The sequence below is a fragment of the Sphingopyxis sp. FD7 genome, assembly GCF_003609835.1.
Classification (GTDB): Bacteria; Pseudomonadota; Alphaproteobacteria; order Sphingomonadales; family Sphingomonadaceae; genus Sphingopyxis.
On record NZ_AP017898.1, the window covers coordinates 2,449,217 to 2,474,440 of the forward strand.

23 protein-coding genes are annotated in these 25,224 nt (G+C 66.4%); 17 read left to right on the top strand and 6 right to left on the bottom strand.

What is annotated here, in order from left to right:
- Positions 1-144: 144 nt before the first annotated feature.
- The 3 genes from SPYCA_RS11640 (at position 145) to SPYCA_RS11650 (ending at position 3,554) form a co-directional block, all read left to right on the top strand.
- Positions 145-933 (top strand): energy transducer TonB, encoded by a 789-nt coding sequence (locus SPYCA_RS11640; protein WP_172595051.1) that lies wholly within the window; start codon positions 145-147, stop codon positions 931-933.
- A gap of 87 nt (positions 934-1,020) precedes the next feature.
- On the top strand, positions 1,021-3,087 hold the full coding sequence (locus tag SPYCA_RS11645; RefSeq protein WP_120220589.1) for a S46 family peptidase: 2,067 nt from the start codon (positions 1,021-1,023) through the stop codon (positions 3,085-3,087).
- A 29-nt stretch (positions 3,088-3,116) separates the two neighbouring features.
- Positions 3,117-3,554 carry a DUF1801 domain-containing protein gene (locus SPYCA_RS11650; RefSeq protein WP_120220591.1) on the top strand — a complete coding sequence of 146 codons (438 nt, stop codon included), beginning with the start codon at positions 3,117-3,119 and terminating at the stop codon, positions 3,552-3,554.
- Between the two features lie 31 nt (positions 3,555-3,585).
- On the opposite strand, the gene SPYCA_RS11655 is transcribed toward SPYCA_RS11650, so the two are convergent.
- The 4 genes from SPYCA_RS11655 to SPYCA_RS11670 form a co-directional block, all read right to left on the bottom strand.
- Positions 3,586-4,833 (bottom strand): SAM-dependent methyltransferase, encoded by a 1,248-nt coding sequence (locus SPYCA_RS11655; protein WP_120220593.1) that lies wholly within the window; start codon positions 4,831-4,833, stop codon positions 3,586-3,588.
- 38 nt (positions 4,834-4,871) lie between these two features.
- Positions 4,872-5,627 (bottom strand): molybdopterin-dependent oxidoreductase, encoded by a 756-nt coding sequence (locus SPYCA_RS11660; protein WP_120220595.1) that lies wholly within the window; start codon positions 5,625-5,627, stop codon positions 4,872-4,874.
- Between the two features lie 110 nt (positions 5,628-5,737).
- Positions 5,738-6,592 (bottom strand): cytochrome b/b6 domain-containing protein, encoded by an 855-nt coding sequence (locus SPYCA_RS11665; RefSeq protein ID WP_120220597.1) that lies wholly within the window; start codon positions 6,590-6,592, stop codon positions 5,738-5,740.
- Between the two features lie 30 nt (positions 6,593-6,622).
- Positions 6,623-8,332 carry a class I adenylate-forming enzyme family protein gene (locus tag SPYCA_RS11670; RefSeq protein ID WP_120220599.1) on the bottom strand — a complete coding sequence of 570 codons (1,710 nt, stop codon included), beginning with the start codon at positions 8,330-8,332 and terminating at the stop codon, positions 6,623-6,625.
- Positions 8,333-8,409: 77 nt separating this feature from the next.
- Between SPYCA_RS11670 and lgt the strand changes: the two genes are divergently transcribed.
- The 6 genes from lgt (at position 8,410) to SPYCA_RS11700 (ending at position 14,505) form a co-directional block, all read left to right on the top strand.
- A complete protein-coding gene (gene lgt, locus SPYCA_RS11675; RefSeq protein WP_120220601.1) occupies positions 8,410-9,285 on the top strand; it encodes a prolipoprotein diacylglyceryl transferase in 876 nt (291 codons plus the stop codon).
- The gene (locus tag SPYCA_RS11680) at positions 9,272-10,342 is read left to right on the top strand and encodes a class I SAM-dependent methyltransferase (RefSeq protein ID WP_120220603.1); all 1,071 of its coding nucleotides are present in this window, start codon (positions 9,272-9,274) and stop codon (positions 10,340-10,342) included. Before lgt ends, SPYCA_RS11680 begins: the two co-directional genes overlap by 14 nt.
- A complete protein-coding gene (locus tag SPYCA_RS11685; RefSeq protein WP_120220605.1) occupies positions 10,339-10,857 on the top strand; it encodes a GNAT family N-acetyltransferase in 519 nt (172 codons plus the stop codon). Before SPYCA_RS11680 ends, SPYCA_RS11685 begins: the two co-directional genes overlap by 4 nt.
- Positions 10,854-11,615: a peptidoglycan editing factor PgeF gene (gene pgeF / locus SPYCA_RS11690; protein ID WP_120220607.1), complete on the top strand. Its 762-nt coding sequence runs from the start codon at positions 10,854-10,856 to the stop codon at positions 11,613-11,615. The genes SPYCA_RS11685 and pgeF overlap by 4 nt, the downstream gene beginning before the upstream one ends.
- A 120-nt stretch (positions 11,616-11,735) precedes the next feature.
- The gene (locus SPYCA_RS11695) at positions 11,736-13,142 is read left to right on the top strand and encodes an SLC13 family permease (protein WP_120220609.1); all 1,407 of its coding nucleotides are present in this window, start codon (positions 11,736-11,738) and stop codon (positions 13,140-13,142) included.
- A gap of 70 nt (positions 13,143-13,212) precedes the next feature.
- Positions 13,213-14,505: a cystathionine gamma-synthase family protein gene (locus tag SPYCA_RS11700; RefSeq protein WP_120220611.1), complete on the top strand. Its 1,293-nt coding sequence runs from the start codon at positions 13,213-13,215 to the stop codon at positions 14,503-14,505.
- A gap of 200 nt (positions 14,506-14,705) precedes the next feature.
- On the opposite strand, the gene SPYCA_RS11705 is transcribed toward SPYCA_RS11700, so the two are convergent.
- Complete coding sequence (locus SPYCA_RS11705; RefSeq protein WP_172595052.1) at positions 14,706-15,425, bottom strand: HAD family hydrolase; 720 nt, start codon at positions 15,423-15,425, stop codon at positions 14,706-14,708.
- A 101-nt stretch (positions 15,426-15,526) separates the two neighbouring features.
- Here SPYCA_RS11705 and SPYCA_RS11710 point away from each other — a divergent pair, with 101 nt between their 5' ends.
- The 6 genes from SPYCA_RS11710 (at position 15,527) to SPYCA_RS11735 (ending at position 20,512) form a co-directional block, all read left to right on the top strand.
- Positions 15,527-16,633, top strand: a complete 1,107-nt coding sequence (locus SPYCA_RS11710) for an ABC transporter permease (RefSeq protein WP_120220613.1) — start codon at positions 15,527-15,529, stop codon at positions 16,631-16,633.
- Positions 16,633-17,511 (top strand): ABC transporter ATP-binding protein, encoded by an 879-nt coding sequence (locus tag SPYCA_RS11715; protein ID WP_232003281.1) that lies wholly within the window; start codon positions 16,633-16,635, stop codon positions 17,509-17,511. Before SPYCA_RS11710 ends, SPYCA_RS11715 begins: the two co-directional genes overlap by 1 nt.
- Positions 17,511-18,452, top strand: coding sequence for an MlaD family protein (locus SPYCA_RS11720; RefSeq protein ID WP_120220615.1), 942 nt, complete (start codon positions 17,511-17,513; stop codon positions 18,450-18,452). The genes SPYCA_RS11715 and SPYCA_RS11720 overlap by 1 nt, the downstream gene beginning before the upstream one ends.
- A gap of 8 nt (positions 18,453-18,460) precedes the next feature.
- The gene (locus SPYCA_RS11725) at positions 18,461-19,066 is read left to right on the top strand and encodes an ABC-type transport auxiliary lipoprotein family protein (RefSeq protein ID WP_120220617.1); all 606 of its coding nucleotides are present in this window, start codon (positions 18,461-18,463) and stop codon (positions 19,064-19,066) included.
- A 95-nt stretch (positions 19,067-19,161) separates the two neighbouring features.
- On the top strand, positions 19,162-20,079 hold the full coding sequence (locus SPYCA_RS11730; protein ID WP_232003282.1) for an alpha/beta fold hydrolase: 918 nt from the start codon (positions 19,162-19,164) through the stop codon (positions 20,077-20,079).
- A gap of 112 nt (positions 20,080-20,191) precedes the next feature.
- Positions 20,192-20,512, top strand: a complete 321-nt coding sequence (locus tag SPYCA_RS11735; RefSeq protein ID WP_120220619.1) for a DMT family transporter — start codon at positions 20,192-20,194, stop codon at positions 20,510-20,512.
- A 193-nt stretch (positions 20,513-20,705) separates the two neighbouring features.
- Here the strand turns inward: SPYCA_RS11735 and pepN are convergent, their stop codons facing one another.
- Positions 20,706-23,300 carry an aminopeptidase N gene (gene pepN / locus SPYCA_RS11740; RefSeq protein WP_120220621.1) on the bottom strand — a complete coding sequence of 865 codons (2,595 nt, stop codon included), beginning with the start codon at positions 23,298-23,300 and terminating at the stop codon, positions 20,706-20,708.
- A gap of 46 nt (positions 23,301-23,346) precedes the next feature.
- Between pepN and SPYCA_RS11745 the strand changes: the two genes are divergently transcribed.
- Positions 23,347-24,138, top strand: coding sequence for an SDR family NAD(P)-dependent oxidoreductase (locus SPYCA_RS11745; RefSeq protein ID WP_120220622.1), 792 nt, complete (start codon positions 23,347-23,349; stop codon positions 24,136-24,138).
- A gap of 125 nt (positions 24,139-24,263) precedes the next feature.
- Positions 24,264-25,085 (top strand): IS5 family transposase, encoded by an 822-nt coding sequence (locus SPYCA_RS11750; protein ID WP_066114500.1) that lies wholly within the window; start codon positions 24,264-24,266, stop codon positions 25,083-25,085.
- Positions 25,086-25,224: the final 139 nt, after the last annotated feature.

Consider the following 25,224-nt stretch of genomic DNA (forward strand, 5'->3'; position numbering starts at 1 on the left):
AAGCACTCGTTTCCGGCGACTTGGCAGCGCCTCAAGGCAAGTCGTTCAAAGCCAAAGGCTTGACGCACAGCCAATCTTACGGAAACTGCCGCAATGCGAGCTCCTTACCTACCGGGATTGGTCCCGCCGCTGTTAGCGGCTTGCTTGTTTGCGGCGCCCGCCGCTGCCACCCCAGCGGCGAAAGTCTGGCAACCATCGGGGCCAACAAATCTCCATCAACAACCCGAATACTGTACGCTCTCGCGCAGCTTTGTTCTCGGCGAGGAGACGATTCTTCTCCAGTTCCGGTCAGGCTTCTCGCTCGCGACGTATCAAACGACGCTGGCCAGCCTGACAGCTTTGGATAAGGGCCGGTCGGGCAAGGTCGAGCTAACACTCGCCGGACAGGATATGACTGGAGATTTCGATGCGCAAGCTGGCCGTGTGCCGGGCCGCAATGAACGCTTCCTCCATTGGTATTCGCATGATTTTTATCTTCCCGGCATGGTGTCGGAAGATCAGACGTTTCGCATTTCCAACGGAAGTCTGACCCTCGAACTGCATTGGACTGGCGCGGGCGAGGCCTTTCGCCAGTTTGCCCGATGTCAGGATGCGACGCTCGCTGTGTTGGGGATGGATGTTGCGGCCATGCGCGCGATTCATGCCGCGCCCAAGCCTGCCAATTTTCCGGGCATGTGGGCGACCAGCGACGACTATCCGCCCGCAGCACGCCGGGCCCGAATGGAAGGGGAAGTCGACTTCCTGTTGACCGTCGGGCCGGACGGCGCCATCGTTGATTGCCGCATCGTGCGGTCAAGCGGACATCAGGAACTCGATCAGCGGACATGTTCTCTGTTGCGGCAGCGCGCGAAATTCGCGCCGGCGCGCGGTGCGGATGGCGAAACGGTGACCGGCTATTACCTTAACCGGCTTCGCTGGAAATTGCCCGATTGATCACCCCTGCCCGCCACATATGGCTTGGCGCTCAGCTCCGCCCTCGTTAGTGTCAAACGATACTAAATCTCATCAATGGGGAGTTTCATGCGCCTGACCCTTGCTTTCGCTTCCGCCGCCGCGACCGCCTTTGCCATTTCCACACCCGCCGCGGCCGAGGAGGGCATGTGGACCTTCGACGCGGTGCCGACCGACGCGATCAAGGCGGCCTATGGCTGGGCGCCCGACCAGAAATGGCTCGACCATACGCGCGCGTCGGCGGTGCGGCTGACCGGGGGCTGTTCGGCGTCCTTTGTGTCGAGCGAGGGGCTGATCCTCACCAATCATCATTGCGTCGTCGGCTGCCTGCAAAATCTGTCGAGCGCCGATAACGACCTGGTCGCGGGCGGCTTCAACGCCGCCGACCGCGCGCGCGAGCTCAAATGCCCCGGCCAGCAGGCCGAAGTCGTCACCTCGATCACCGACGTCACCGGCGAGATTTCCAAGGCGATTGGCAGCCTGAACGGCGAAGCGCTGGTCAAGGCGCGCGACGCGCGGATCGCGGAGATCGAGGCCGCCGAATGCACCGACCGCGAAAAAACGCGCTGCCAGGTCGTCACGCTGTTCGGCGGCGGCCAGTACAAGCTTTATAAATACCGCAAATACAGCGACGTCCGCATCGCCTGGGCGCCCGAGTTCCAGGCGGCTTTCTTCGGCGGCGACCCCGACAATTTCAACTTCCCGCGCTATGCGATGGATGCCGCTTTCCTGCGCGCCTATGAAAATGGCAAGCCGGCCGCGACCCCGGCGCACCTCAAATGGAACCCGCGCGCGCCGCAGGAGGGCGAGATCACCTTCGTCGTCGGCAACCCCGGATCGACCCAGCGGCTGCTCACCGAAACGCAGCGCGCCTTTCAGCGCACCGAACGCCTGCCGCTCACCCTGCTCCTGCTCTCCGAATATCGCGGGCGGCTCATCGCCAAGATGGAGGAAAGCCCCGAAAAGGCGCGCGAGGGCGCCGACGAGCTGTTCGGGATCGAAAATAGTTTCAAGGCGCTGTCGGGCCAGTTTCGCGCATTGAACGACCCCGCCTTCACCGCCAAGATGGCGGCCGACGAAGCCGCGCTGCGCGAAAAGGTGAAGGGCAATGCCGAAATCGGCGACCCCTGGGCGGCGATCGACGCCGCGACGGCGAAGCGGCGCGACACCTATCTCGACAGCGTATTCCTCGAACGCGGCCCGGCGAGCTTCTCGACGCTCGCGGGTTATGCGCAGACGCTCGTGCGCGCCGCCGCGGAGCGGGCGAAGCCGAACAGCGAGCGCCTGCCCGGTTTCACCGATTCGGCGCTGCCGCTCACCGAAAAGCGGCTGACCGATCCGGTGCCGACCTATCCCTGGCTGGAGGAGCTGGCGGTCGGATTCTGGGCGAGCAAGGCGCGCGAATATCTGGGCACCGACAATGAAGACATCCAGGCGCTGCTCGGCAAGGAAAGCCCCGAGGCGCTGGCCGAGCGGCTGGTGACGGGCACCAGGCTCGCCGATCCCGCCTATCGCAAGCAGTTGTGGGACGGCGGCGCGGCGGCGATCACGGCGTCGGACGATCCGATGATCCGCTTCTTCGCGCAGCTCGATCCGCGCTCGCGCGCGATCAAGACGGCGTTCGACCGCGACTATGACGCGCCGGTCACCGCGGCGCAGGCGCGGCTCGCCAAGGCGCGTTTCGCCGCCTATGGCGACGCGCTCTATCCCGATGCGACCTTCACGCTGCGCCTGTCCTATGGCCAGGTGAAGGGGTGGACCGAACGCGGCAAGCCGGTGCCCGCAATGACGCGAATCGGCGGCACCTATGACCGCGCGACGGGCCAGCTTCCCTACAAGCTCGCCGAGGGATTCGTGACGGCCGAAAGCCGGATCGACAAAAATGGCGTCTATGATTTCGTGACGACGAACGACATCATCGGCGGCAATTCCGGGTCGCCGGTGATCGCGCGCGACGGCAGCGTGATCGGCACCGCCTTCGACGGCAATATCCATTCGCTTGGCGGCAATTTCGGCTATGACGGCACATTGAACCGGACCGTCGCGGTGTCGACCGCGGCGATCCAGCAGGCGCTCGACGTGATCTGGCCCGCACCCGCGCTGTCCGCCGAACTGAAGGGCGGCACGCGCCGGTAAGGACCGCGCGTCCCGGCAAGGAGGAGCGGATGGCGAAAGCCGAACTGAAAACACAGGCGACCGCGGCATCGGTCGCGGACTTCATCGCCGCGGTGCCGGATGCACGGCGGCGCGAGGAAGCGGCGGTGGTCGATGCGATCCACCGCCGCGTCACCGGCCTCGATCCGAAGATGTGGGGACCGTCGATCATCGGCTATGGCAGCTATGACTATCGCTATGACAGCGGCCGGTCGGGAACGATGTGCCGTGCGGGTTTCAGCCCGCGCAAGGCGGCGATGACCGTCTATCTGATGGGCCGGTATTGCGACCGGCAAGCCGAAGCCGACGCGCTGTTCGCGCGGCTCGGCAAGCACAAGACGGGCAAGTCGTGCCTTTATATCAACAAGCTGGCCGATGTGGACCTTGGCGTTCTGGAGCAACTTGTCGCGCTGAGCTGGGACAGCATGAACAAGCTCTATCCCGTTTAACCCGTCATCCGCGCGAAGGCCGGAAAGACGATCAGGAAACGAGGCGAAGATACTCGGCTTCGGCCGCCGCCATATAATCGCGCGTCAGCGGCAGCGCGTGGCGGCTGCGCGCGAACTGGATCTGGTAATTGCCCATCCCGCCGCTCTCGAACGCCGCGGTCGCGCCGGCGAGATAGAAGCACCACATGCGAAAGAAGCGGTCGCCCATCATGCGCTTGATTTCGCCCTCGTGCGCCAGCGTGCGCGCATACCATTGGCGTAAGGTCAGCGCATAATGCAGCCGCAGCGTTTCGATGTCGGTGGCGATCAGTCGGCTCTTTTCGCTCGCCGCCAATGTCTCGCTCAAGGCCGGGATATAGCCGCCGGGGAAGATATATTTGCGCGTGAAGGCGTCGGTCGCGCCCGGCCGCCCGAAGCGCCCGATCGTGTGGAGCAGCATCACCCCGTCGGCGGTCATCAGATTGGCGGCGGCGCGGAAAAAGGCCTCGAAATTGGCGGCGCCGACATGCTCGAACATGCCGACCGAGACGATGCGGTCGAACCGCCCCGCATCGCGCGCGGCCAGGTCGCGATAGTCGATCAGCTCGAACGTCACGCGGTCGGCGACCCCCGCCGCCGCGGCGCGTTCGCGGGCCAGCCTCAGCTGTTCTTCGGACAGGGTGATGCCGAGCACCTCGACCGCTTCGAGCTTCGCCAGGGTGATCGCCATCCCGCCCCAGCCGCAGCCGATGTCGAGAATGCGCTGCCCCGGCGCGAGCGCGAGTTTTGCGGCGATATGCGCCTTTTTCGCCGCCTGCGCCTCCTCCAGCGTCATGTCGGGCCGCGACCACCAGGCGCAGCTATATTGCATGTCGTCGTCGAGGAAGAGGCGGTAAAGCTCGTTGCCGATGTCGTAATGATGCCTGACGTTGGCGCGCGACTGGCGCTGGCGGTTGATCGAACCGAGCCGCGTCTTCAGCCAGTCGGCGCGGCGGCCGAGCCATGTCTTGTCCTTGAGCCTTGCGCCGCGATCCCATGGCGTGTTCATGCGAATGAGGGTGACGAGGTCCATGATGTCGCCCTGGATCAGCTCCATCTCGCCGTCCATGAACGCCTCGCCCGCGCCGAGCCGCGGGTCGAGCAGGATACGCCGCATTCCGCGGCGGCTGGTGAAGCGGACGGTGACGTCGGGAAAGCCGGGCGCGGGTTCGCCGAACGTCTCGCGCGCGCCGTCGGGCGCAACGACGGTCAGGCGCCCCTTGCGAACGATGCGGGAGAGAAACGGACGCAGGATCGACATTTTACGAAGCAAACATTCTGGACCGCAAATGGTTGCGGTCAGATGCCGGCATACCATTCATAATCGATGCGGTCTTCCCAATAGCCGCCCCTGCCCGCGCCGATCTCGCCCAAGCTGTCGACCGCCTCGATCGCCGTGACATATTTGGCGTGCTTGTAGCCGAGCTGGCGTTCGAGCCGCAGGCGCAGCGGCGCGCCATTGGCGATCGGCAGGATTTCGCGGTTGAGCGCCCAGGCGAGGATCGTCTGCGGATGCAGCGCATCGACCATGTCGCAGCTTTCATAATAGAGCGCATCGCCAAGCCGGTCGGCGCAGCGAAAGACGATATAGCGCGCGCGATCCTTCACCCCCGCCGCGGCGAGGATGCGGCGAAGCTGCGGCCCCGTCCATTCGCCGATCGCGCTCCACCCCTCGACGCAGTCGTGGCGCGTGATCTGCGTGCGCTGCGGCATCGCGCGAATGTCGGCCAGCGACAGCGACAGCGGCCGCGCGACGAGCCCCGTCACGGCGACGCGCCAGTCGGCGAAGCCTGTGGCGGCGTGCGCGGCATAGGCTGCGCCCGGCGGCAGACGCGTGCCGTTCGAGCGAAAGACGGGCGACAGGTCGGCGCGGGTGAACTCGCGCGCGAGCGCATCACGGTCGATCAGCGCGCGCTGGCTCGCGCGGTTCATCTCCTCGCCCATCGACAATATCTTGCGCACCGCGGGCGCGCCGTTGATCGCATCGCACGCGCCGAGCAGCGGCAGCGTCGCGGCAAGCCCGCCGGCGCGGACGATCAGTTCGCGGCGCGGCATCGGGATTTTATCTCCTTCGTCACCCCGGACTTGATCCGGGGTCCATGACTTCGAGGCCGGCAGTGGACCCCGGATCAAGTCCGGGATGGCGAGGGAGTGCAAATATATGCTCATTCGCTTTCTGCCTTCTCCACCGGCAGGCGGAACCAGCCAGTCACCATCGAGCGAACTTCGTTCACCGGCCCCGCGAGCAGCACCATGACGATATGGACGAGGAAAAAGGCCACGAGCGCCCAGGCGCCGATGAAGTGGATCGAACGCGCCGACTGGCGCCCGCCGAACAGATCGAGCAGCCACGGCGCCGCGGCGTTGATCCCCGGCGACATGGTCAGCCCGGTCGCGATCATCAGCGGCAGCAGGATGAAGATCACCCCGATATAGCTGAGTTTCTGGAGGATATTATAGCGCGCCGCCGCCTCCCCGGTCGGGAAGCGCAGCCGGGCATGATCCCTGATGTCGTGCCAGATATGGCGCGGCGACCATTCGTCGCGGCGGACGTGCAAATCCTTTTTCAGATGCCCGCCGATCGCGGTCCACAGCATGTAGAGCGTCAGGCTGATCGCCAGCACCCACGCGAACAGCAGATGCCAGCGCCGCCCGTCGGCGAGGCTGTAGCTGGTCGGGATCGTCGCCCAGCCGGGAAAGGCCCAGGTCTTCTCCACGCCCTCAGCATCGGTCCAGCGGCCGAGGACGCCGGTGGTCTCGACCCGCGCGGCGCCGATGCGCACATAGCCGGTGTCAGGCGTCGATCCGATCGCGAACCAGGCATAATCGGCGTTCGCGCCATATTGCCCCCAGTATAGCCGCGGGTGCGCGTTGAAGATCATCAGCCCGCTCATCAGCAGGACAAGCAAGGTGACGGCATTGACCCAGTGCCAGATGCGCACGGGCAGCCGGTGGCGATAGACGCGCGTTGGCGGCGAGGCGGTTCCCGAAGGAGCGATGGGAGTTTCAGCCTCGGCCATGGTCCCGGTTCGCTCCTTCATGGGGTTCGGTTACGCGGCGACCTCCGCCGCATAGGTTTCGCGATACTGGTTCCGCAGGCTGACCTTGTCGATCTTTTCGCTGCCGAGCTTGGGCAGCGCCTCGTTCGACATCCAGATCCTGCACGGCACCTTATAGGGCGCGAGCCGCGCGCTGAGGAAGGCGCTCATGTCGTCGGCGGTGACCTGGCTCTCCGGCTTCATCCAGATCACCGCGCCGACGACTTCGCCCAGCCGCTCGTCGGGAAGCCCGAAGACGGCGCATTCGTTCGTTTCGGGATGTTCGTAGATCGCCGCCTCGACCTCCTGGCAGCTGATATTTTCGCCGCCGCGGATGATGATGTCCTTCTTGCGGTCGACGATGAAGAGGTATCCGTCCTCGTCGAGATAGCCGAGGTCGCCCGAGCGGAAATAGCCATTGTCGAAAAAGGCCGCCCTGGTCGCCGCCGCATTGTTCCAATAGCCTTCAAAGTTGCACACCGAGCGGATGCACACCTCGCCGACGCCGCCCTGCGGCACCGGTTCGCCATTGTCGTCGAGAATTGCCAGATCGACCAGCGGCTTCGACGCCGGGCCGGTCGACAGCGGCTTGGCGACGTAATTTTCGTTGATGATGCCGCAGCCGACGGCGTTGGTTTCGGTAAGGCCATAGCCGAGCAAGGGCTTGGCCTCGCCCATTTCGGTCGCCAGCCGCTTCACATGTTCGGGCGGGCGCGGCGCGCCGCCGCCGGCATAGCTTTTGCACGTCGACAAATCGTAATTCTTGCGGTTCGGATGCGTGAGGATTTCATAGCTCATCAGCGGCACGCCGACGAAATAATTGACCTGCTCATCCTGGATCAGCCGCATCGCCTCCTCGGCATTCCATTTCGGCATCAGGACAAGCTTGCGACCGAGCGCGAAGCTTTGCAGGAACACCGGGATTTCGGCGGTGACGTGGAACAAGGGCGTGCAGATGAGGGTCGCGGGCTGGATGTCCGACATCTGCCCGTCCTCGGTCAGCAGATGCACGATGCTCGCGGTCTGCGTGACATAGTTGAAGATCGCTTGGCATACCGCCTCGTGGCGCGAATAGGCGCCCTTCGACTGGCCGGTCGATCCCGAGGTGAAGAGGATCGTCGCGAGATCCTGGCCGGTGAGCGTCGGCAGCACCGTTTCGGCGCTTCCCTTCGACGCCAGGGGAGCGATGGCCTCGTCGATCGGCCGGGCGATGTCGAGCGTCACCACCTCGGCGCCATGATCGAGGCCCGGTTCGGCAAGCCGCGCCGCGCGCTGCGGGTCGGCGATAACGAGCCTGGCTTCGCTGTCCCTGATCCCGGCGGCGAGCTCGCCGCCCTGCCACCAGCCATTGAGCAGCGTCGCGCAGCCGCCCGCCAGCAATATGCCGATATAGGTGACGCACCAGGCATTGGCGTTGCGCATCGCGAGGCCCACGCGATCGCCGCGCTCGACGCCGAATCCCTCGACCAGCCCCGCCGCGACCTGCCGCGCCGCCATATAGACCTGTTTGAACGACAGCCGCTCGTCGCCTTCGACGAGGAAGGTCGCATCGCCATGCTGCATCGCGAAATAGGCGACATAGTCGGCAAGGTTGGTCGGCGCATTGGTGATGAAGGGCAGCTGGCGGCCAAAGCGTTCGACGGACCCGACCTGGATCGGTCCGCCCGGTCCGGTGATCAGATTATAGGCGGCTTCCAGGCGCAAATCGAGCGCTGATGGCATCGTATATCTCTCCTCTTGGTCTCGCTCGCCTTACCCCTTATGGGGAGGCCTCTCCTGGGGAAGGATCGCGCGACTATATGTTTCTTTTTGCAACCTTAGCCGAAGCAACGCAATATGTGAACTTCGAGGAGCTGATGGGCCCCAACAGCGAGATCGCGTTCAGCGTCTTCGGCCTGCCGATCCGCTGGTATGCGCTCGCCTATCTGGCCGGGATTTTCGTCGGTTACTGGTATCTGCTGAAGCTGATCGCGCAGCCCGGCGCGCCGATGGCGCGACGCCATGCCGACGACATGATCTTCTATGCCATGCTCGGAATCATCGTCGGCGGACGGCTCGGCTATGTGCTCTTCTATAACCTTGGCGCCTATATCGGCGATCCGCTGGCGATCTTCAAACTGTGGGACGGCGGCATGTCGCTGCACGGCGGCGTGGTCGGCGTGCTGGTGGCGATCTGGTATGTGACGCGCAAGGACAGGCTCAGCTTCCTGCGCTTTTGCGATTATATCGCGTGCGTTGTCCCCTTCGGGCTCTTCTTTGGCCGCCTCGCCAATTTCGTGAACGGCGAGCTGTGGGGCCGCGCCACCACCGTGCCGTGGGCGATCATCTTTCCGGACAGCGGCACGATGGACCCCCGCCACCCCAGCCAGCTTTACGAGGCCGGGCTCGAGGGCCTGTTGATGATGGCGGTCCTCGCCTTCTTCTTCTGGCGCACCGACGCGCGCTACAAGCCGGGTTTCCTGTTCGGCATGGCGGCGATCATCTATGGCCTCAGCCGCTTTGCGGTCGAGTTCGTGCGCGAACCCGACGTCCAGCTCGGCACCTTGTCGTGGGGGCTGACGATGGGGCAGACGCTGACCCTCCCGATGCTGCTCGCGGGCGTCTGGCTCGTCGCGACCGCGAAAGCGCGCCGTCAGCGCGTCGAGCCGATCGCCGGACCCGATGCCGTTGCGTGACGGACCTCCCGCCCCCGACGAACTGATAAGCCAGATCGCGGCGGCGCGCCCGGTGACAGTCGCCGATTATATGGCGGCGGCGAACGCGCATTATTATGCGACGCGCGATCCGCTCGGCGCCGCGGGCGATTTCACCACCGCGCCCGAAATCAGTCAGATGTTCGGCGAGATGGTCGGCGTCTGGATCGCCGACCTGTGGACGCGCGCGGGCCGCCCCGCCTTTCGCTATGTCGAGCTTGGCCCCGGTCGCGGCACTCTCGCCGTCGATGCGCTGCGGACGATGGCGCGCTTCGGCTGCGAACCCCTCGGCATCCATCTCGTCGAAACCAGCCCGGCGCTGCGCGCGGCGCAGCTGGCGCGCCTGCCCGCCGCCCAGCACCATGACGAGGTCGACGCGCTGCCGGACGACGCGCCGCTGCTGATCGTCGCCAACGAGTTTTTCGACGCGCTGCCGATCCACCAATATGTCCACACCGCGGACGGCTGGCGCGAGCGGATGGTCGAGCGCCGCGAGGGGAGTCGCGTTCCGGTCGCGGGCGACATCCCCGCCGACGAAGCGATCCCGGCGGCGCTGCGCGGCGAAGCCGAAGGCGCGATCGTCGAAACCATGCCCGTCGCCGCCGCGATCATGCAGCGCTGCGCCTTTCACCTGTCGCGGCAGGGCGGCGCGATGCTGGCGGTCGACTATGGCTATTGCGGCCCCGCCGCGGGCGACACATTGCAGGCGGTGAAGGCGCACCGCTTCGCCGACCCCTTCGCCGATCCGGGAGACGTCGACCTTACCGCGCATGTCGATTTCACCGCGCTGGCCGACGCCGCGCGGGCGGGCGGCGTCGCGGTGTCCGGCCCGGTGCCGCAGGGCGCGTGGCTGCGCCGCATGGGCATCGACGCACGGCTGGCGTCGCTTGCCGCCGCCGCACCCGCACGCGCCGACGAATTGCAGGGCCAGCGCGACCGGCTGGTGGAAGCGGACGCGATGGGCGATCTGTTCAAGGCGATCGCCTTCGCCGCACCGAACTGGCCCGCGCCTGCCGGTTTCACAGGAGTTCCCGCATGACCGCCATCCAGTTCGCCGAACCCGCCGACGCCGAAGCGATCAGCGCCTTTGCCGAAGCGTCGTTCAAGCATACGTTCGGGCATCTTTACGACCCCGCCGACCTCGCGGCCTTCCTCGCCGACTGGAATCCGCCCGCACAGCTGCGCGCCCAGATCGCGAACCCCGACTATGCCATCGCGCTGGTGCGCGGCGAGCCCGGCACGATCCTCGGCTTCATCAAGATGGGGCCGGTCGATTTCGACCTGCCGCCGGACCAGCCGACCGACGACGCCGTCGAACTTCACCAGCTCTACGTCGCCGAAGCCGCGAAGGGCACCGGCGTCGCCGCGGCGTTGATGGACTGGGGTATCGCCTGGGCACGGGCGCGCGCGTCGATCCTCTATCTGTCGGTCTTTGTCGACAACGACCGCGCGCAGGCCTTTTACCGCCGCTATGGCTTCGTCGATGTCGGCCGCAACGCCTTTCGCGTCGGCAATCATATCGACGAAGACCGCTTTTTCCGGCTCGACCTGTGAGCGCGCCTTTCGTCACCGCGCCGACGCTGGACGGCGTCGCGCACGGCTTTTTCGGGCGCCGCGGCGGGGTGTCGGCGGGCGACCTCGCCTCGCTCAACTGCGGTCTGGGGTCGGGCGACGATCCGGCGCGGATCGCCGAGAACCGGCGGCGCGTTGCCGAAGCCGTGCTTCCCGGCGCGCCGCTCATCGGACTCTATCAGGTCCATGGCGACCGCTGCGTCATCGTCGATGAAAGCACCGACCTCGCCGCTCGCCCCGAGGCCGATGCGATGGCGACGCGCACGCCCCGCATCCTGCTTGGCATCTTGACCGCCGATTGCGTACCCGTGCTGTTCGCCGACCGTGAGGCCGCGGTCGTCGGCGCGGCGCACGCGGGGTGGAAGGGCGCGCTCGCGGGCGTCACCGACGCAACGCTCGATGCGATGGAGAGCCTTGGCGCCCGACGCGCCAACATCGCCGCCGCGATCGGCCCGTGCATCGGCCGCGCTTCCTATGAGGTCGACGATGGTTTTGTGGACCGCTTCGTCGCCGACGATCCCGCGAACGAACGCTTTTTCGCGGCGGGCAAGCCCGGCCACGCGATGCTCGACATCGCCGCCTATGTCGCTGCGCGGCTTGCCGCCGCCGGGGTGACGCGAATTGCCATCGGCGGGCAGGACACCTATGCCTTGCCCCAGGATTATTTCAGCTATCGTCGCGCGTGCCACAAAGGCGAAAACAGCTATGGCCGCCAATTGTCGGTGATCGGACTGAGGTAGCACACACTCATCCCGTCATCCCGGCGGAGGCCGGGATCTCGTGGTCGCAACATGACGCACCGGCGAGATCCCGGCCTTCGCCGGGATGACGGGGTGACAGGGACGGAAGAAGGGGGAAGGATGACGCGCACGCGCTGGTTGGGCCTGATCGGCGGCTTCGTCGTCTTTTGCACCATGCTCCTCCTCCCTGCCCCGGCCGGCATGGAACTCACCGCCTGGCGCGTGGCCGCCCTCACCGTCTTGATGGCGATCTGGTGGATGACCGAGGCGCTGCCGCTCACCGTCACCGCGCTGCTTCCCTTCCTCACCGTCCCCGCCTTCGGGGTGATGGACGCCAATGCCATCGCCAAGGAATATTATTCGCCGATCCTCTTCCTGATCCTCGGCGGCGCTTTCCTTGCGCTCGCGATCGAGCGCGTCGGGCTGCACCGGCGGCTCGCGCTCGCGCTGCTCAAGCGCGCGCCGCAGACCGCATCGGGGCTGCTCTTCGCCTTCATGGCGGCGACCGCGCTGCTCAGCATGTTCATATCAAACACCTCGACAACGCTCATCATGATCCCGATCGCGCTCGCCGTCGTGCGCGCGGGCGGGGTGCGGGAGGGCGAGACGAACGGCTTTGCGGGCGCGGTGATGATGGGCATCGCCTTCGCCGCCTCGCTCGGCGGGCTCGGCACGCTCGTCGGCAGTCCGACCAACGCGATCGCCGCGGGACTGATCGAAAAGGCGCTGGGCCTTCGCATCGCCTTCCTCGACTGGGCGATTTATGGCGTGCCGGTCGTGATCCTGTCGGTGCCCGTCGCGATGGTCGCGGTCGCGCGCGTCCAGCGGCTCGCCGACCATCCCTTCGACGGCGGCGCCGCCGCCTCGGCGCTCGGCAACCAGGCGATCTGGACGACCGCCGAGCGCCGCGTCGTGCCCATCTTCCTCGCCGTGCTCGCCGCGTGGATCGCCCAGCCCTGGCTCGAACCGCTGCTGCCCAGGGGTGCGCTGACCGACGGCACGATCGCGGTGGCGGGCAGCCTCCTGCTCTTCATCCTGCCCGACGGCACCGGCCGTCCGCTGCTCGTCTGGAAAGAGGCCGACCGCGCGCCGTGGGGCGTCATCATGATGTTCGGCGGCGGTCTCGCGCTCGCCGCCGCGATCACCGCGAGCGGGCTGGCCGCCTGGCTGGGCGCGGTCCTCGCGCCGCTCGGCGACATGCCGACCGTCCTGCTCGCGGCGATCATCGTCGCGCTCACCATCCTCGTCACCGAATTCGCCAGCAATGTCGCGACCGCGAGCGGGATCATGCCCGTGCTCGCGGCGCTGATCGCCGCGACCGGCGCCGACCCCATATTGCTCGCGCTGCCCGTCGCGATGGCGGCGAGCTGGGGCTTCATGCTGCCCTCGGGCACCGGCCCGAACGCGCTTGCCTGGGCGACCGGGCATATCGCGCTGCCGCGCATATTGAAGGCGGGGCTGGCGCTCGACATCGTCGGCGTGCCGTTGCTGATCGGCGTGATCTGGGCGATCGCGGCGATCGCCTGAGCCCGCGCAATATAGTTTCAAACGAAACCTGGCGCGCTATAAGGGCCGCCTCATCATCAGGAGCATCCCCATGGCCATGCGCGGCAAACCCAAGACCAACAACAAGAAGATCGGCGACCGCGAACTCAGCCCGGCGACGCTGATGATGGGGCTCGGCTATGACCCCGTGCTGTCCGAAGGGTCGCTCAAACCCCCGATCTTCCTGACCTCGACCTTCGCCTTTGAAAGCGCGGCGGCGGGCAAGCGTTTCTTCGAGCATATCACCGGCAAGCGCGAAGGCCCCGCCGACGGCCTGGTCTATTCGCGTTTCAACGGCCCCAACCAGGAAATCCTAGAGGACCGGCTTGCCGTGTGGGACGGCGCCGACGACAGCCTCGTCTTTTCGAGCGGCATGTCGGCGATCGCCACGCTGCTCCTCGCGCTCGTCGGCCAGAATGACGTGATCGTCCATTCGGGGCCGCTCTATGCGGCGACCGAAACGCTGATCGCGCGCATATTGTCGCGCTTCGGCGTCAGCTTCGTCGATTTTCCCGCCGGGGCGACGCGCGAGGAGATTGACGCGATCCTTGCCCGCGCGAAAACGCTGGCCGACGAAAAGGGCGGCAAGGTGGCGCTCGTCTATCTCGAAAGCCCGGCGAACCCGACCAACGCGCTCGTCGATGTCGAGGCGGTGCGCGCCGCGCGCGACGCCGCCTTCCCCGGCGAGGCGAAACCCGCGATCGCGATCGACAACACCTTCCTCGGCCCGCTTTGGCAGCAGCCGCTGAAACAGGGCGCCGAACTCGTCATCTACAGCCTCACCAAATATGCCGGCGGCCATTCGGACCTGGTCGCGGGCGGCGTGTCGGGCGACCAGCGCCTGCTCGACATCATCCGCCCGATGCGCAACACGATCGGCACGATCTGCGACCCCAATACCGCATGGATGCTGCTGCGCAGCCTCGAAACGCTCGAACTCAGGATGAGCCGCGCGGGCGAAAATGCGCTCAAGGTCTGCACCTATCTGCGCGACCACCCCAAGGTCGAAGGGCTTGGCTATCTCGGCTTTATCGGCGATCCGCGCCAGAAGGATATTTTCGACCGCCACTGCACCGGCGCGGGATCGACCTTCTCGCTCTTCATCAGGGGCGGCGAAGCCGAGAGCTTCCGTTTTCTCGACGCGCTCAAGATCGCCAAGCTTGCGGTCAGCCTCGGCGGCACCGAAACGCTCGCCAGCCATCCCGCCGCGATGACGCACCTGTCGGTTCCCGACGAACGCAAGAAAGCGCTCGGCATCACCGACAATCTGGTGCGCGTGTCGATCGGCATCGAGGACGCCGACGACTTGATCGCCGACTTCGCGCAGGCGCTGGACGCGGTGTAACGCGCCCTAGGCAGAGGGGGATGGCCGAAGTCGACCGGTAGTTGCCCTCAACTTTATCGTCATCCCGGCGAAGGCCGGGATCTCACCCTCTCGGTTTGCCGCACCGGCGAGATCCCGGCCTTCGCCGGGATGACGGATAAGGGAAGGCCCGGAATCCACCCCAAAACCGACTTTCGTCTTCAGGGCAGTCAACGCCAACTCTACTTCCGCGCCCGCCAGTCGACCACCTGCCACCCCATGCGCGGCGCAAGCCGTCGCAGCCCGCGCGACGGTGTCGTCGCGACGGCTTCGTCGGCGAAGCGCAGCATCGGATGGTCCGACACATGGTCCGAATAGGCGCGGATATGCGCATCCTCGCGCGTGATCGCATTGTCCGCGAGCCAGCCCGAAATGCGCGCGAACTTGGCGTCGCCATAACAATTGTCGCCCGCCAGCCGCGCATGGATATGATCGGCGCCGTCGGGTTCGTCGAGCCGCGTCGCGAGCACGTCGTCGATTCCCAGCCGCCGCGCGATCGCATCGACATAAAGGTGGAACGACGCGGTCGCGAGCAGCAGCCGGTATCCCGCCGCCCGGTCGGCGGCGATCTGTTCGAGCGCGGCGGGATGCACACCGCGCGCGACGACCTTGTCGGCATAGCTTTCGGCGAGCGGGGCGATTTCGGCGCGGGGAAACCGCTTGCCGACGAGCAGTCGCAGATTGATCGCCTTCAGCCGCGAACGGTCGACGAGGCGCAGCGCATAGGCCGCCCCCGCGAGGCCGACGAACGGCAGAAGCAGCAGCCGCCATGGCTGGCGCCGCCGCGCAACGTGGATCAGGAACCCGCTGTACGTCCCCGAATGGGTGATCGTCCGGTCCATGTCATAGATGGCGACGCGGTGCCTGTGGCGGACGGTCGGCGTGGCGGGCGGCTTCTCCATGCCTCTTCATAGAATGCGGCGCCGCGCTGGCCAAGCGCCGGCGATATTCGCCATGGATTCGCTTGCCGTGCCCCGGCAAATAATCCAATGTCGCCCGCACGATGGTGGCGAGGGCGGATTTCGAACATGGCGAGGGCGTCGACGGCGCCGAGGTCCGCTTCACCGGGCGCCTGACGCTCGCGCGGCTTGGTGACCTGCCCGCGCGGCTCGACGCGCTCGGACCGATCGCGACGCTCGACCTGTCGGCGATCGACCGCATCGACACCGTCGGCGCCTGGATCGTCACGCGCACCGCCGCCGACCATGGCGCGAAGATCACCGGCGCGAGCGCCGAGGCGCAGCGACTGCTCGACGCGCTGGCGAGCGACAAGAGCGAATATCGCGTCCACCGCGACCGCCGCCCGGCGTGGGTGCGGATGCTCGAACAGGTCGGCACGGCGAGCGTCGCGGTGTGGAACGAACTGCTTGGCATTGTCGGCTTTTTCGGCGCGATGATCGTCGCCATCTTCAACCAGATCCGCGCACGCCGCCGCCTGCGCTGGAACGCCATCGTCACGCGCTTCCAGACCGTCGGCGTCGATGCGTTGCCGATCATCGGGCTGATGAGCTTTCTGATCGGCATCGTCATCGCGCAACAGGGCGCGGTGCAGCTCGAACAATTCGGGCTGGAGGTGTTCACGATCAACCTCGTCGGCCGGGCGTCGATCCGCGAGCTTGGCCTGCTGATGACCGCGATCATGGTCGCGGGCCGGTCGGGATCGGCGTTCGCGGCGCAGATCGGCACGATGAAGCTGACCGAAGAGGTCGACGCGATGCGCACCATCGGCGTGTCGCCGATGGAGGCGATCGTGCTGCCGCGCGTCGCCGCATCGACGATCACCATGCCGCTGCTCGGCTTCTATGCCAGCCTCTGCGCGATCGCGGGGGGCGGCCTCTTCTGCTGGGTCGGGCTCGACATCCCGCCGCTCACCTATATCCAGCGGCTGCGCGAAATCATCCCGATGACCGATTTCTGGATCATGCTGATCAAGGCGCCGGTATTCGGCATATTGATCGGCGTCACCGGCTGTTACGAAGGGATGCAGGTGCGCCAGAACGCCGAGGAAGTTGGCCAGCGCACGACCTCGGCGGTGGTCGCGGCCATCTTCCTTGTCATCGTGCTCGACGCCTTTTTCGCCGTCTTCTTCTCCTCGCTCGGGTGGAACTGATGACCGGGGGGGAGGAAACCGAAATTCGCGAAGAACTGGCCGCGGCCGACGCCGTGCGTCCCGAAGCTTTCGAGCGCGCCATCTGCATCCGTGGCCTCAGGAACCAGTTCGGCGACGCGGTGATCCACGACGGGCTCGACCTCGATGTGCGATCGGGCGAGATATTGGGCGTGGTCGGCGGGTCGGGCACCGGCAAGTCGGTGCTGATGCGCTCGATCATCGGGCTGCAAACCCCGAGCGCTGGCGAGATCGAGGTCTATGGCAAGACGCTGGTGACGATCGCCGACGAGGAAGAATCGCGCGACCTGCGCCGCCGCTGGGGCGTGATGTTCCAGGGCGGCGCGCTCTTCTCGACGCTCAGCGTCGCCGAGAATATCCAGGTTCCCCTACGCGAATTTTATCCGCGGCTCGACGCAAGGCTGCTCGACGAAATCGCCGCCTACAAGGTGCAGATGGTCGGCCTGCCCCCCGACGCGGGGCCAAAATATCCCGCCGAACTGTCGGGCGGCATGGTCAAGCGCGCCGGCCTCGCGCGCGCGCTGGCGCTCGACCCTGCGCTATTGTTCCTCGACGAACCCACCGCCGGGCTGGACCCCATCGGCGCCGCCAAGTTCGACGAGCTGATCCGCGAACTGGCCGACACGATGGGGCTCACCGTCTTCCTCATCACCCACGATCTCGACACCCTCTATGCGACCTGCGACCGCGTCGCGGTGCTGGCCGAGAAAAAGGTGATCGCGGTCGGCACCATCCCCGAACTGCTTGCCACCGAGCATCCGTGGATACAGGATTATTTCAATGGACCCCGCGGCCGCGCCGCAGCGAGCGGGAACCAAAGCGCAAAGTCGCCCGTGCTGGGCGGCGATAGGAACGATTGATGGAAACTCGCTCGAACAACGTCCTCGTCGGCGCCTTTGTGCTGCTTTTCACCGCGGCGCTCGCCTTTTTCGTCGTCTGGCTGGCGAACGACAGCGGCGGGGCCAAGCGCGAATATGACATATTTTTCAAACAATCGGTCGACGGGCTGAACAAGGGCGCACAGGTGCAATTTTCGGGCGTGCCGTCGGGGCAGGTGCGCGAGATCGCCCTGTGGCCCGACGATCCGCAATTCGTCCGCGTGCGAATCGAAGTGAATGAAGGCGTGCCGGTCCTGCAAGGCACGACTGCCGCGCTCGAGGGCGTTGGCTTCACCGGCGTTTCGCAAATCTCGCTCGACGGCGCGGTCAAGGGCGCGCCGCCGATCACCGACAAGGGGCCGGCGGGCAAGCCGGTGATTCCGACCCGCGTTGGCGGGCTCGGCGAGATCCTCAACACCGCGCCGCAACTGCTCCAGCGGCTCTCGACGCTCACCGAACGGCTCGCCGAGCTGGCCGACGATCGCAACCAGCAAAGCTTCGCCAACATCCTCGACAATGTCGAAGCGACCACCGCGACGCTGGCACGCAACGGCCCCGCGCTCGAACGCGCGCTTGCCGACACGCGCATCGCAATCCAGCAGGCGGGGCAGGCCGCCGAACAGATCGGCAGCCTCGCGGCCGCGACGCAGGGGACGATCGACCGCAACGTCGACCCCGCGATGCGCAATTTGCGCGACACGCTCGCTTCCGCGAACAAGTCGATGCAGACGCTCGAAGCCGCGATCGCCGATGCGCGCCCCGGCCTCAAGACCTTCAGCGAGACGACGATTCCCGAAGCCAATGCGCTGATCCGTGACCTTCGCCGCACCTCGGCCTCGCTTTCCAGCCTGACCGACAAGCTCGACCAGCAGGGCGCGGGCGCAGTCATCGGCGGCAGCAAGCTTCCCGATTACAAGCCATGAGGACCGCCATGATTCGCCGTATCCGCACGCCACTGCTCGCCCTTGTCGGCGCGGCAACTCTGTCGGCCTGTTTCAGCTTCGGCGGCAAGCCGCCGCCCTTCCTGCTGACGCTCGATCCCGACGCCGCCCCCGCTGCGGGCACGGCGCGCACCGCTGCCGACGCATCGACGCTGACCATCCTTATTCCCACCGCGCCGCAAAAACTGCGCACGACGCGCATTCCGGTGCAGCAGGACGATGCCAGCATTGCTTATGTCGAGGATGCGCAATGGGTGGAGGCGCCACAGCGCCTGTTCCAGCGGCTTTTGTCCGAAACCGTCGCCGCGCGCACATCGCGCGTCGTGCTGGATGAGGGTCAATATCTGACCGCGCCGGGCGAACAGCTCGCGGGGCAACTCATGGAGTTCGGCGTCGACGCGCGATCGAACGAGGCGCTTGTCGTCTATCAGGCGATGCTCGTCGCGGCGGGCGGCAAGACCGTCACCCAGCGCCGGTTCGAGGCACGCGAGCCGATCGGCGGCAAGGTGGAGGCCAAGCTTACCGGCGAAGCGCTGACCCGCGCCGCGAACCGCGTCGCCGTCGATGTCGCGGCGTGGCTGGGCGAAGAGCGATAGTCGCTTGCGCCGTAGCGATTTCGATTACGTCTGACGTAATCGCTCCGGATCGCCGTGCCCGCTAAACAAACCTCCGTCACACGATGGAGGGACAGATGGACAGACGCCAGTTGATGTCGGCCGCGGCGCTGGGTGCGGCGGGTGCGTTGATGTTTGCGCCCGGTCGCGGCCATGCCGCCGAATCCGCCGCCAAGCGCCCCGCCGAAAGCTTCGTCGCCGCGAAAGACGGGACGGCGCTGTTCGTGCGCGACTGGGGCACGGGACAACCGGTGCTCTTCCTGTCGGGATGGGCGCTGCCATCAGACTTCTGGGGCTATCAGATGTTGGGGCTGGCGCGCAAAGGCTATCGCGCCGTCGCCTATGACCGACGCGGGCACGGACGGTCGGCCGATCCGGGGCGCGGTTATGACCATGACACGCTCGCCGACGATCTGGCGGCGGTGATCGACGGGCTGGCGCTCGACGGCGTGACCATCATCGCGCATTCGATGGGCGGAACCGAGGTCGCGCGCCATTTCGCGCGGCTCGGCGGTCGCGGCATCGCGCGCGTCGTACTGGTCGGGACGATCACGCCCTTTCTGATGAAAGGCCCCGACAATCCAGCGGGCGTCGATCCGGCGATGCTGGCCGAGGGCGCGGCGCTGCTCGCGCGCGACTTCCCGGCGTGGATCGAGGTCAATACCCCGCCCTTCTTCACCCCCGACACCTCGCCCGCGATGGTCCGCTGGGGCCAGAATATGATGATGTCGACATCGCTGCTTGGCGCGGCGCAACTCGCCGCCGCCAATTTCGCGACCGACTTCCGCCCCGACGTGCGGCGAATCACCGCGCCCGTCATGCTGATCCACGGCGACCGCGACGTCTCGGCGCCGCTGGCGTTGACCGCACAGGCGACCGCGGCGCTGCTGCCGCAGGCGACGCTCAAGGTTTACGAAGGCGCGCCGCACGGCCTCCCGCTCACTCATGTCGAACGCCTGACGGGCGACCTGCTCGCTTTCCTCGCCGACGGCTGACAGGCTTGCCAGCCTGCGCCCGGCGGTCTATCAGCCCCGGCGCGCATGGCCTCTTTCGGGTTTCCGGCCCGCGCTTGTCCCACGAGCCCGCCGACCCGAAAGGACGCGCCCCGTGGGATGGATCATCCTCGCCATCGCTGTATTCACCGAAATCTGCTGGGCGCTCAGCCTGAAATGGGCCGCGACGCTCGGCACCTGGCAGGCGTCGATCGTGCCGATCGCGCTCAGTTTCCTCAACATGGCGCTGCTCGCGCTTGCGATGCGCGAAATCTCCGCGGGCACCGCCTATGCGATCTGGACCGGCCTCGGCGCGGTCGGCGTCATCATCGGCGGAACGATCCTGTTCGGCGAAAAGGTGAGTTTGGTGCAGGCGGGTTTCATGCTGCTGATCGTCGTCGGGGTTGCGGGGACCAAGCTCTTCGCCGCGAATTGAGCCGCGAGGGCCGGTTTCGACCGATTGCGGACGGTTCCTCTCCCCTCCCGCTTGCGGGAGGGGTCGGGGGTGGGCAGCGACGGTGCGGTAGCCCACCCCGCTGCGACTAACGAGCAAGCTCGCAAGTCTCGCTGCCCCTCCCGCAAGCGGGAGGGGAGAAAGTCAACATCCGCTTCCCACCCCAAAGCCGCCCCTACCCCAGCAGGCTTTTCGACGCCTGTTCGGTGACGTCGCGCGACAGGCCGGGCTGCGCCAATATCCGCTCCAGCTCGGCCTTCATCAGCGCCTGCCGCCCTTCGTCGAAGCGTTTCCAGCGGCCGAGCGGCGGGATCATGCGCGCCGCGGTCTGCGGGTTCTTGGGATCGAGCGCGATGACGAGGTCGGCGATCAGCCGATAGCCCGCGCCGTCGGCCTGATGGAACGCGGCCTGATTGCCCGTCAGCGCGCCATAGAGCGCGCGCACGCGGTTGGGGTTGGTCAGCGTGAAGTCGGGATGCCGCGCCAGCGCGCGCACCGCATCGACGGTATCGGGGCGCATCGACCAGGCCTGCACCTGGAACCATTTGTCGAGCACGAGCGGATTGTCGCGATAGCGCTGATAAAAAATGTCGAGCGCATGCGTGCGTTCGTCGCTGTCGCCATGCGCGAGCGTGGCGAGCGCCGCCTGCCGTTCGGTCATCCCGTCGGCCTGCGAAAAGATCCGGAACGCCAGCGCGGCGGCATCGGCCATACCCGTCGCCGCGAGATAGGCGAGCGCAACGCCGCGCAGACGGCGGCCGCCCTTGGCGCCGCGCGACAGATCGGTCGCGGGCGGCGCCGCGCCGTCCAGGATCGCGCGCCATTCGCTTTCGAGCGCGGCGCCGATCGCCGCCTGCAGCGCCAGCCGCTCGCGGCGGATCGCGTCGGGATCGACCGTCAGCATCTGGTCGCCGATGAACGCCTCGCTGGGCAGCAAGACCGCCTCGGCGACGAAGGCCGGGTCGGCGGCGCGCCCCGACAGCGTCTGCGCCACGGCGTCGATCACCGCCTGCGCGTCGCGATCCTCGCCCGACACGGCGGCGACGAGCGTGTCGAGCATCAATTGCTGGAGCGCCTCGTAACGCGCGAACGGGTCGTCGTCATGCGCCGCGAGCCACGCGAGTTCGCCCGGCGCGCGCTCGAAATCGACGATGATCGGCGCCGAAAAGCCGCGATTGACCGACAGCGCCGGGCGCGCCGCAAAGCGGCCGAGCGCGATCCGCTGGGTCGCCGCCGTAATCGTCACCAACCTGTCGGGGACATGCGCGCCGCTGCCGTCCATGGCGAAGGCCGCGAGGCGAAGCGGCATCATCATCGGCTGTTTTTCAGGCTGGCCCGGTGTCGGCGGCACCGTCTGCACGATATCGAGCGACCAGTTCCCCGCTTCCTCGGCCAGCGTCAGTTTGAGCCGCGGCGTGCCCGCCTGTTCGTACCAGCGGCGGAACTGCTTGAGGTCGATGTCCGCGCCATCCTCGATCGCGCGCACAAAATCCTCGCACGTCGCCGCTTCGCCGTCGTGGCGCTCGAAATAAAGGTCGGTGCCCTTGCGGAACCGCTGCGGACCCACCATCGTCGCCATCATGCGGATGATCTCGGCGCCCTTGTTATAGACGGTGGCGGTATAGAAGTTGCTGATCTCCTGATAGCTGTCCGGCCGGATCGGGTGCGCGAGCGGCCCGGCATCCTCGGGGAATTGCGCGGCGCGGAGCAGGCGGACATCCTCGATCCGCTTGACCGCGGCCGATCCCATGTCGGCCGAGAAACACTGGTCGCGATAGACGGTGAAACCTTCCTTCAGGCTCAGCTGGAACCAGTCGCGACAGGTGACGCGGTTGCCCGACCAGTTGTGGAAATACTCATGCGCGACGACGCCTTCGACGCCGTCATAATCCATGTCGGTCGCGGTGTCGGGATCGGCGAGGATATAGCGGGTGTTGAAGATGTTGAGGCCCTTATTCTCCATCGCCCCCATGTTGAAATCGCCGACCGCGACGATGTTGAACAGGTCGAGGTCATATTCGCGGCCATAGACCTGCTCGTCCCATTTCATGCTGTTCTTGAGCGCCTGCATCGCGTGATCCGTGCGATCCTCGTCGCCCGCGCGCACCCAGATGCCCAGCTCGACCTGGCGCCCCGACATGGTGGTGAAACGGTCGCGGTTGACGACGAGGTCGCCCGCGACGAGCGCGAACAGATAGGAGGGCTTGGGCCAGGGGTCTTCCCACAGCGCCCAGTGCGTGCCCGCTTCGCCCTCGCCACGGTCGATGCAATTGCCGTTCGACAGCAGAATGGGAAAGCGGGTTTTGTCCCCTTCCATCCGCACGCGATAGCGACTCAGCACGTCGGGACGGTCGGGGTGAAAGGTGATGCGGCGGAACCCTTCGGCCTCGCACTGGGTGCAGAGCATGTTGTTCGAGGCATATAGCCCCATCAGCTGCGTATTCGCCGCAGGGTTGACGATCGTGTCGACCTCGACCGTCGCCGTGGTGCGCGCGCCAAGGTCGACGATCAGGTCGCTGCCGTCCATGCGCCAATCGTTCCAGACCTCGCCATCGACGCGCACCGCCGCCGGGGTCAGCCCGTCGCCGCGCAGCAGCAGCGGGGCAGGCGCGTCGACGGCGCGCGCGACCGACAGCGCCGCGGTGACGCGCGTTTCCTCGACCCCCAGCGCGAAATCGAGCGCGACCTCGGGCACCAGCCATTCGGGCGGGCGATAATCGCCGCGATGGATGGTGACGGGGATGGCGGGGGTAGAGGAGGCGTCGGTCATGCGATCGGTCTAGGCATCGCGCCGCCGACGCGCAATAAGGCGCGCGATGGCACAGATGCTGATTTTCGGAATGGGCTATGCCGCGAGCCACCTTGCCGATCGCCTCCGCGCGCGCGGGTGGGAAGTGACGGGGACGACGCGCGACGGGCGCGCGGGCAGCATCGCCTTTGCCGACGAGACCGCCGTGCTCGCCGCACTGCGGAGGGCCACGCATATCCTTTCGTCGGTGCCGCCGGTCGATGATGATGACCCGGTGCTGTCGCGCTATGGCGAGGCGATCGCGCTCGCCCCGGCGACTTGGACCGGCTATCTGTCCTCAACGGGCGTCTATGGCGACGCGGACGGCGCGTGGGTCGACGAAAGCGCGCCCGTCCGGGGCCGCCGCGCGGGCCGCAACGCCGCCGATGCCGCATGGAGGGCGCTGCGCGGCGACAGCCACGTCTTTCGCCTGCCGGGCATCTATGGCCCCGGCCGCTCGATCCTCGACCGCATCCAGCAAGGCCGCGCGCACCGCATCGACCTGCCCCGCCAGGTCTTCAGCCGCATCCATGTCGACGACATCGCGGGCGGCATCATCGCGTCGTTCCGTGGCCCGGCGGGCGTCTATAACCTCGCCGACGACGAACCCTGCCACCAGAACCGCCTCGTCGAATGGGGCTGCACGCTGCTCGGCGCGCCGCTGCCGCCGCTCCAGACGCTCGATGAAGCAGGCCTGTCGCCCGCCGCGCGCGCCTTTTATGCCGAAAACCGCCGCGTCGCGAACGGGCGGGCGAAGCGGCTGCTGGGGTGGGCGCCAAAATATCCCACCTTTCGTGAAGGGTTGGCGAACACGGGTTGATTCGGTCCAACTGCGATGGTTAGAGCCTGATCCGAAATTAAGTTGAGTGGTGCCAGCGGGTTAGCTTGACGCGAGCCCAAGTCGCTGATTCACGGGGTTTTGCAACAAACTTCGGGAGTTCAACGATGTGGACCGACACCACCCGGGCGCAGTATGCCCGTGCCGACCTGGCTTTGCCAAGCGATTTGACCGATGCGGAATGGGCCGTGCTGGAGCCGTTACTTCCGGGCCCTTGCTGTGTAGGGCGACCGCGCAAATGGCCGCTGCGGCGGATCATCGAGGCGATCCTGTATCTGCTGCGCGGTGGGCTGCCCTGGCGGATGTTGCCGCCCTGCTTTCCTCCGGTCTCGACGGTGCGGCGCTGGTTCTATCTGTGGCGCGACAATGGTCTGTGGCTCTCGCTCAATCACGCCCTGCTGCTGATCGGGCGGGAAGCCCTCGGGCGCGAGGCTTCTCCGAGCGCTGGGGTCATCGACAGCCAAAGCGTGAAAACCACGGAAAGCGGCGGGCCTTGCGGCTATGACGCAGGCAAGAAGATCAAGGGCCGCAAGCGACACATCGTGACCGACACCGAGGGCAATCTCGTTCATGCCGTGATCCACACCGCTGACGTGCAGGATCGCGATGGCGCGCCGTTTGTTCTGGCCGAGATCATCCGCCGTCACCCTTGGCTCAGGCACATCTTCGCCGATGGCGGCTATGCTGGCGACAAGCTTCGCCAGGCGCTGCGCAAGATCGGGAAGTGGACGGTCGAGATCATCAAGCGATCCGACCATGCCAAGGGCTTCGAGGTCCTGCCCAGACGCTGGGTGGTCGAGCGGACCTTTGCGTGGCTCGGTCGCAACCGCCGCCTCGCCAAAGACTTCGAGCAGACCATCGCATCGGCAACCGCGTGGCTGTTCATCGCCTCAATTCAGCTCTTCGTCCGCCGTATCGCAAGAGCATGAAATCTATCGCGATAATTTTGAATCAGACTCTTAGATCGACATATCTAGTTTCCAGTATTCTGCGGGGGTACGAGATTTGTCTCTGGAGGTTTTTTCCAAAGAAGGCACAATCACGATAAACGGAGACCTCCGGCTCGGG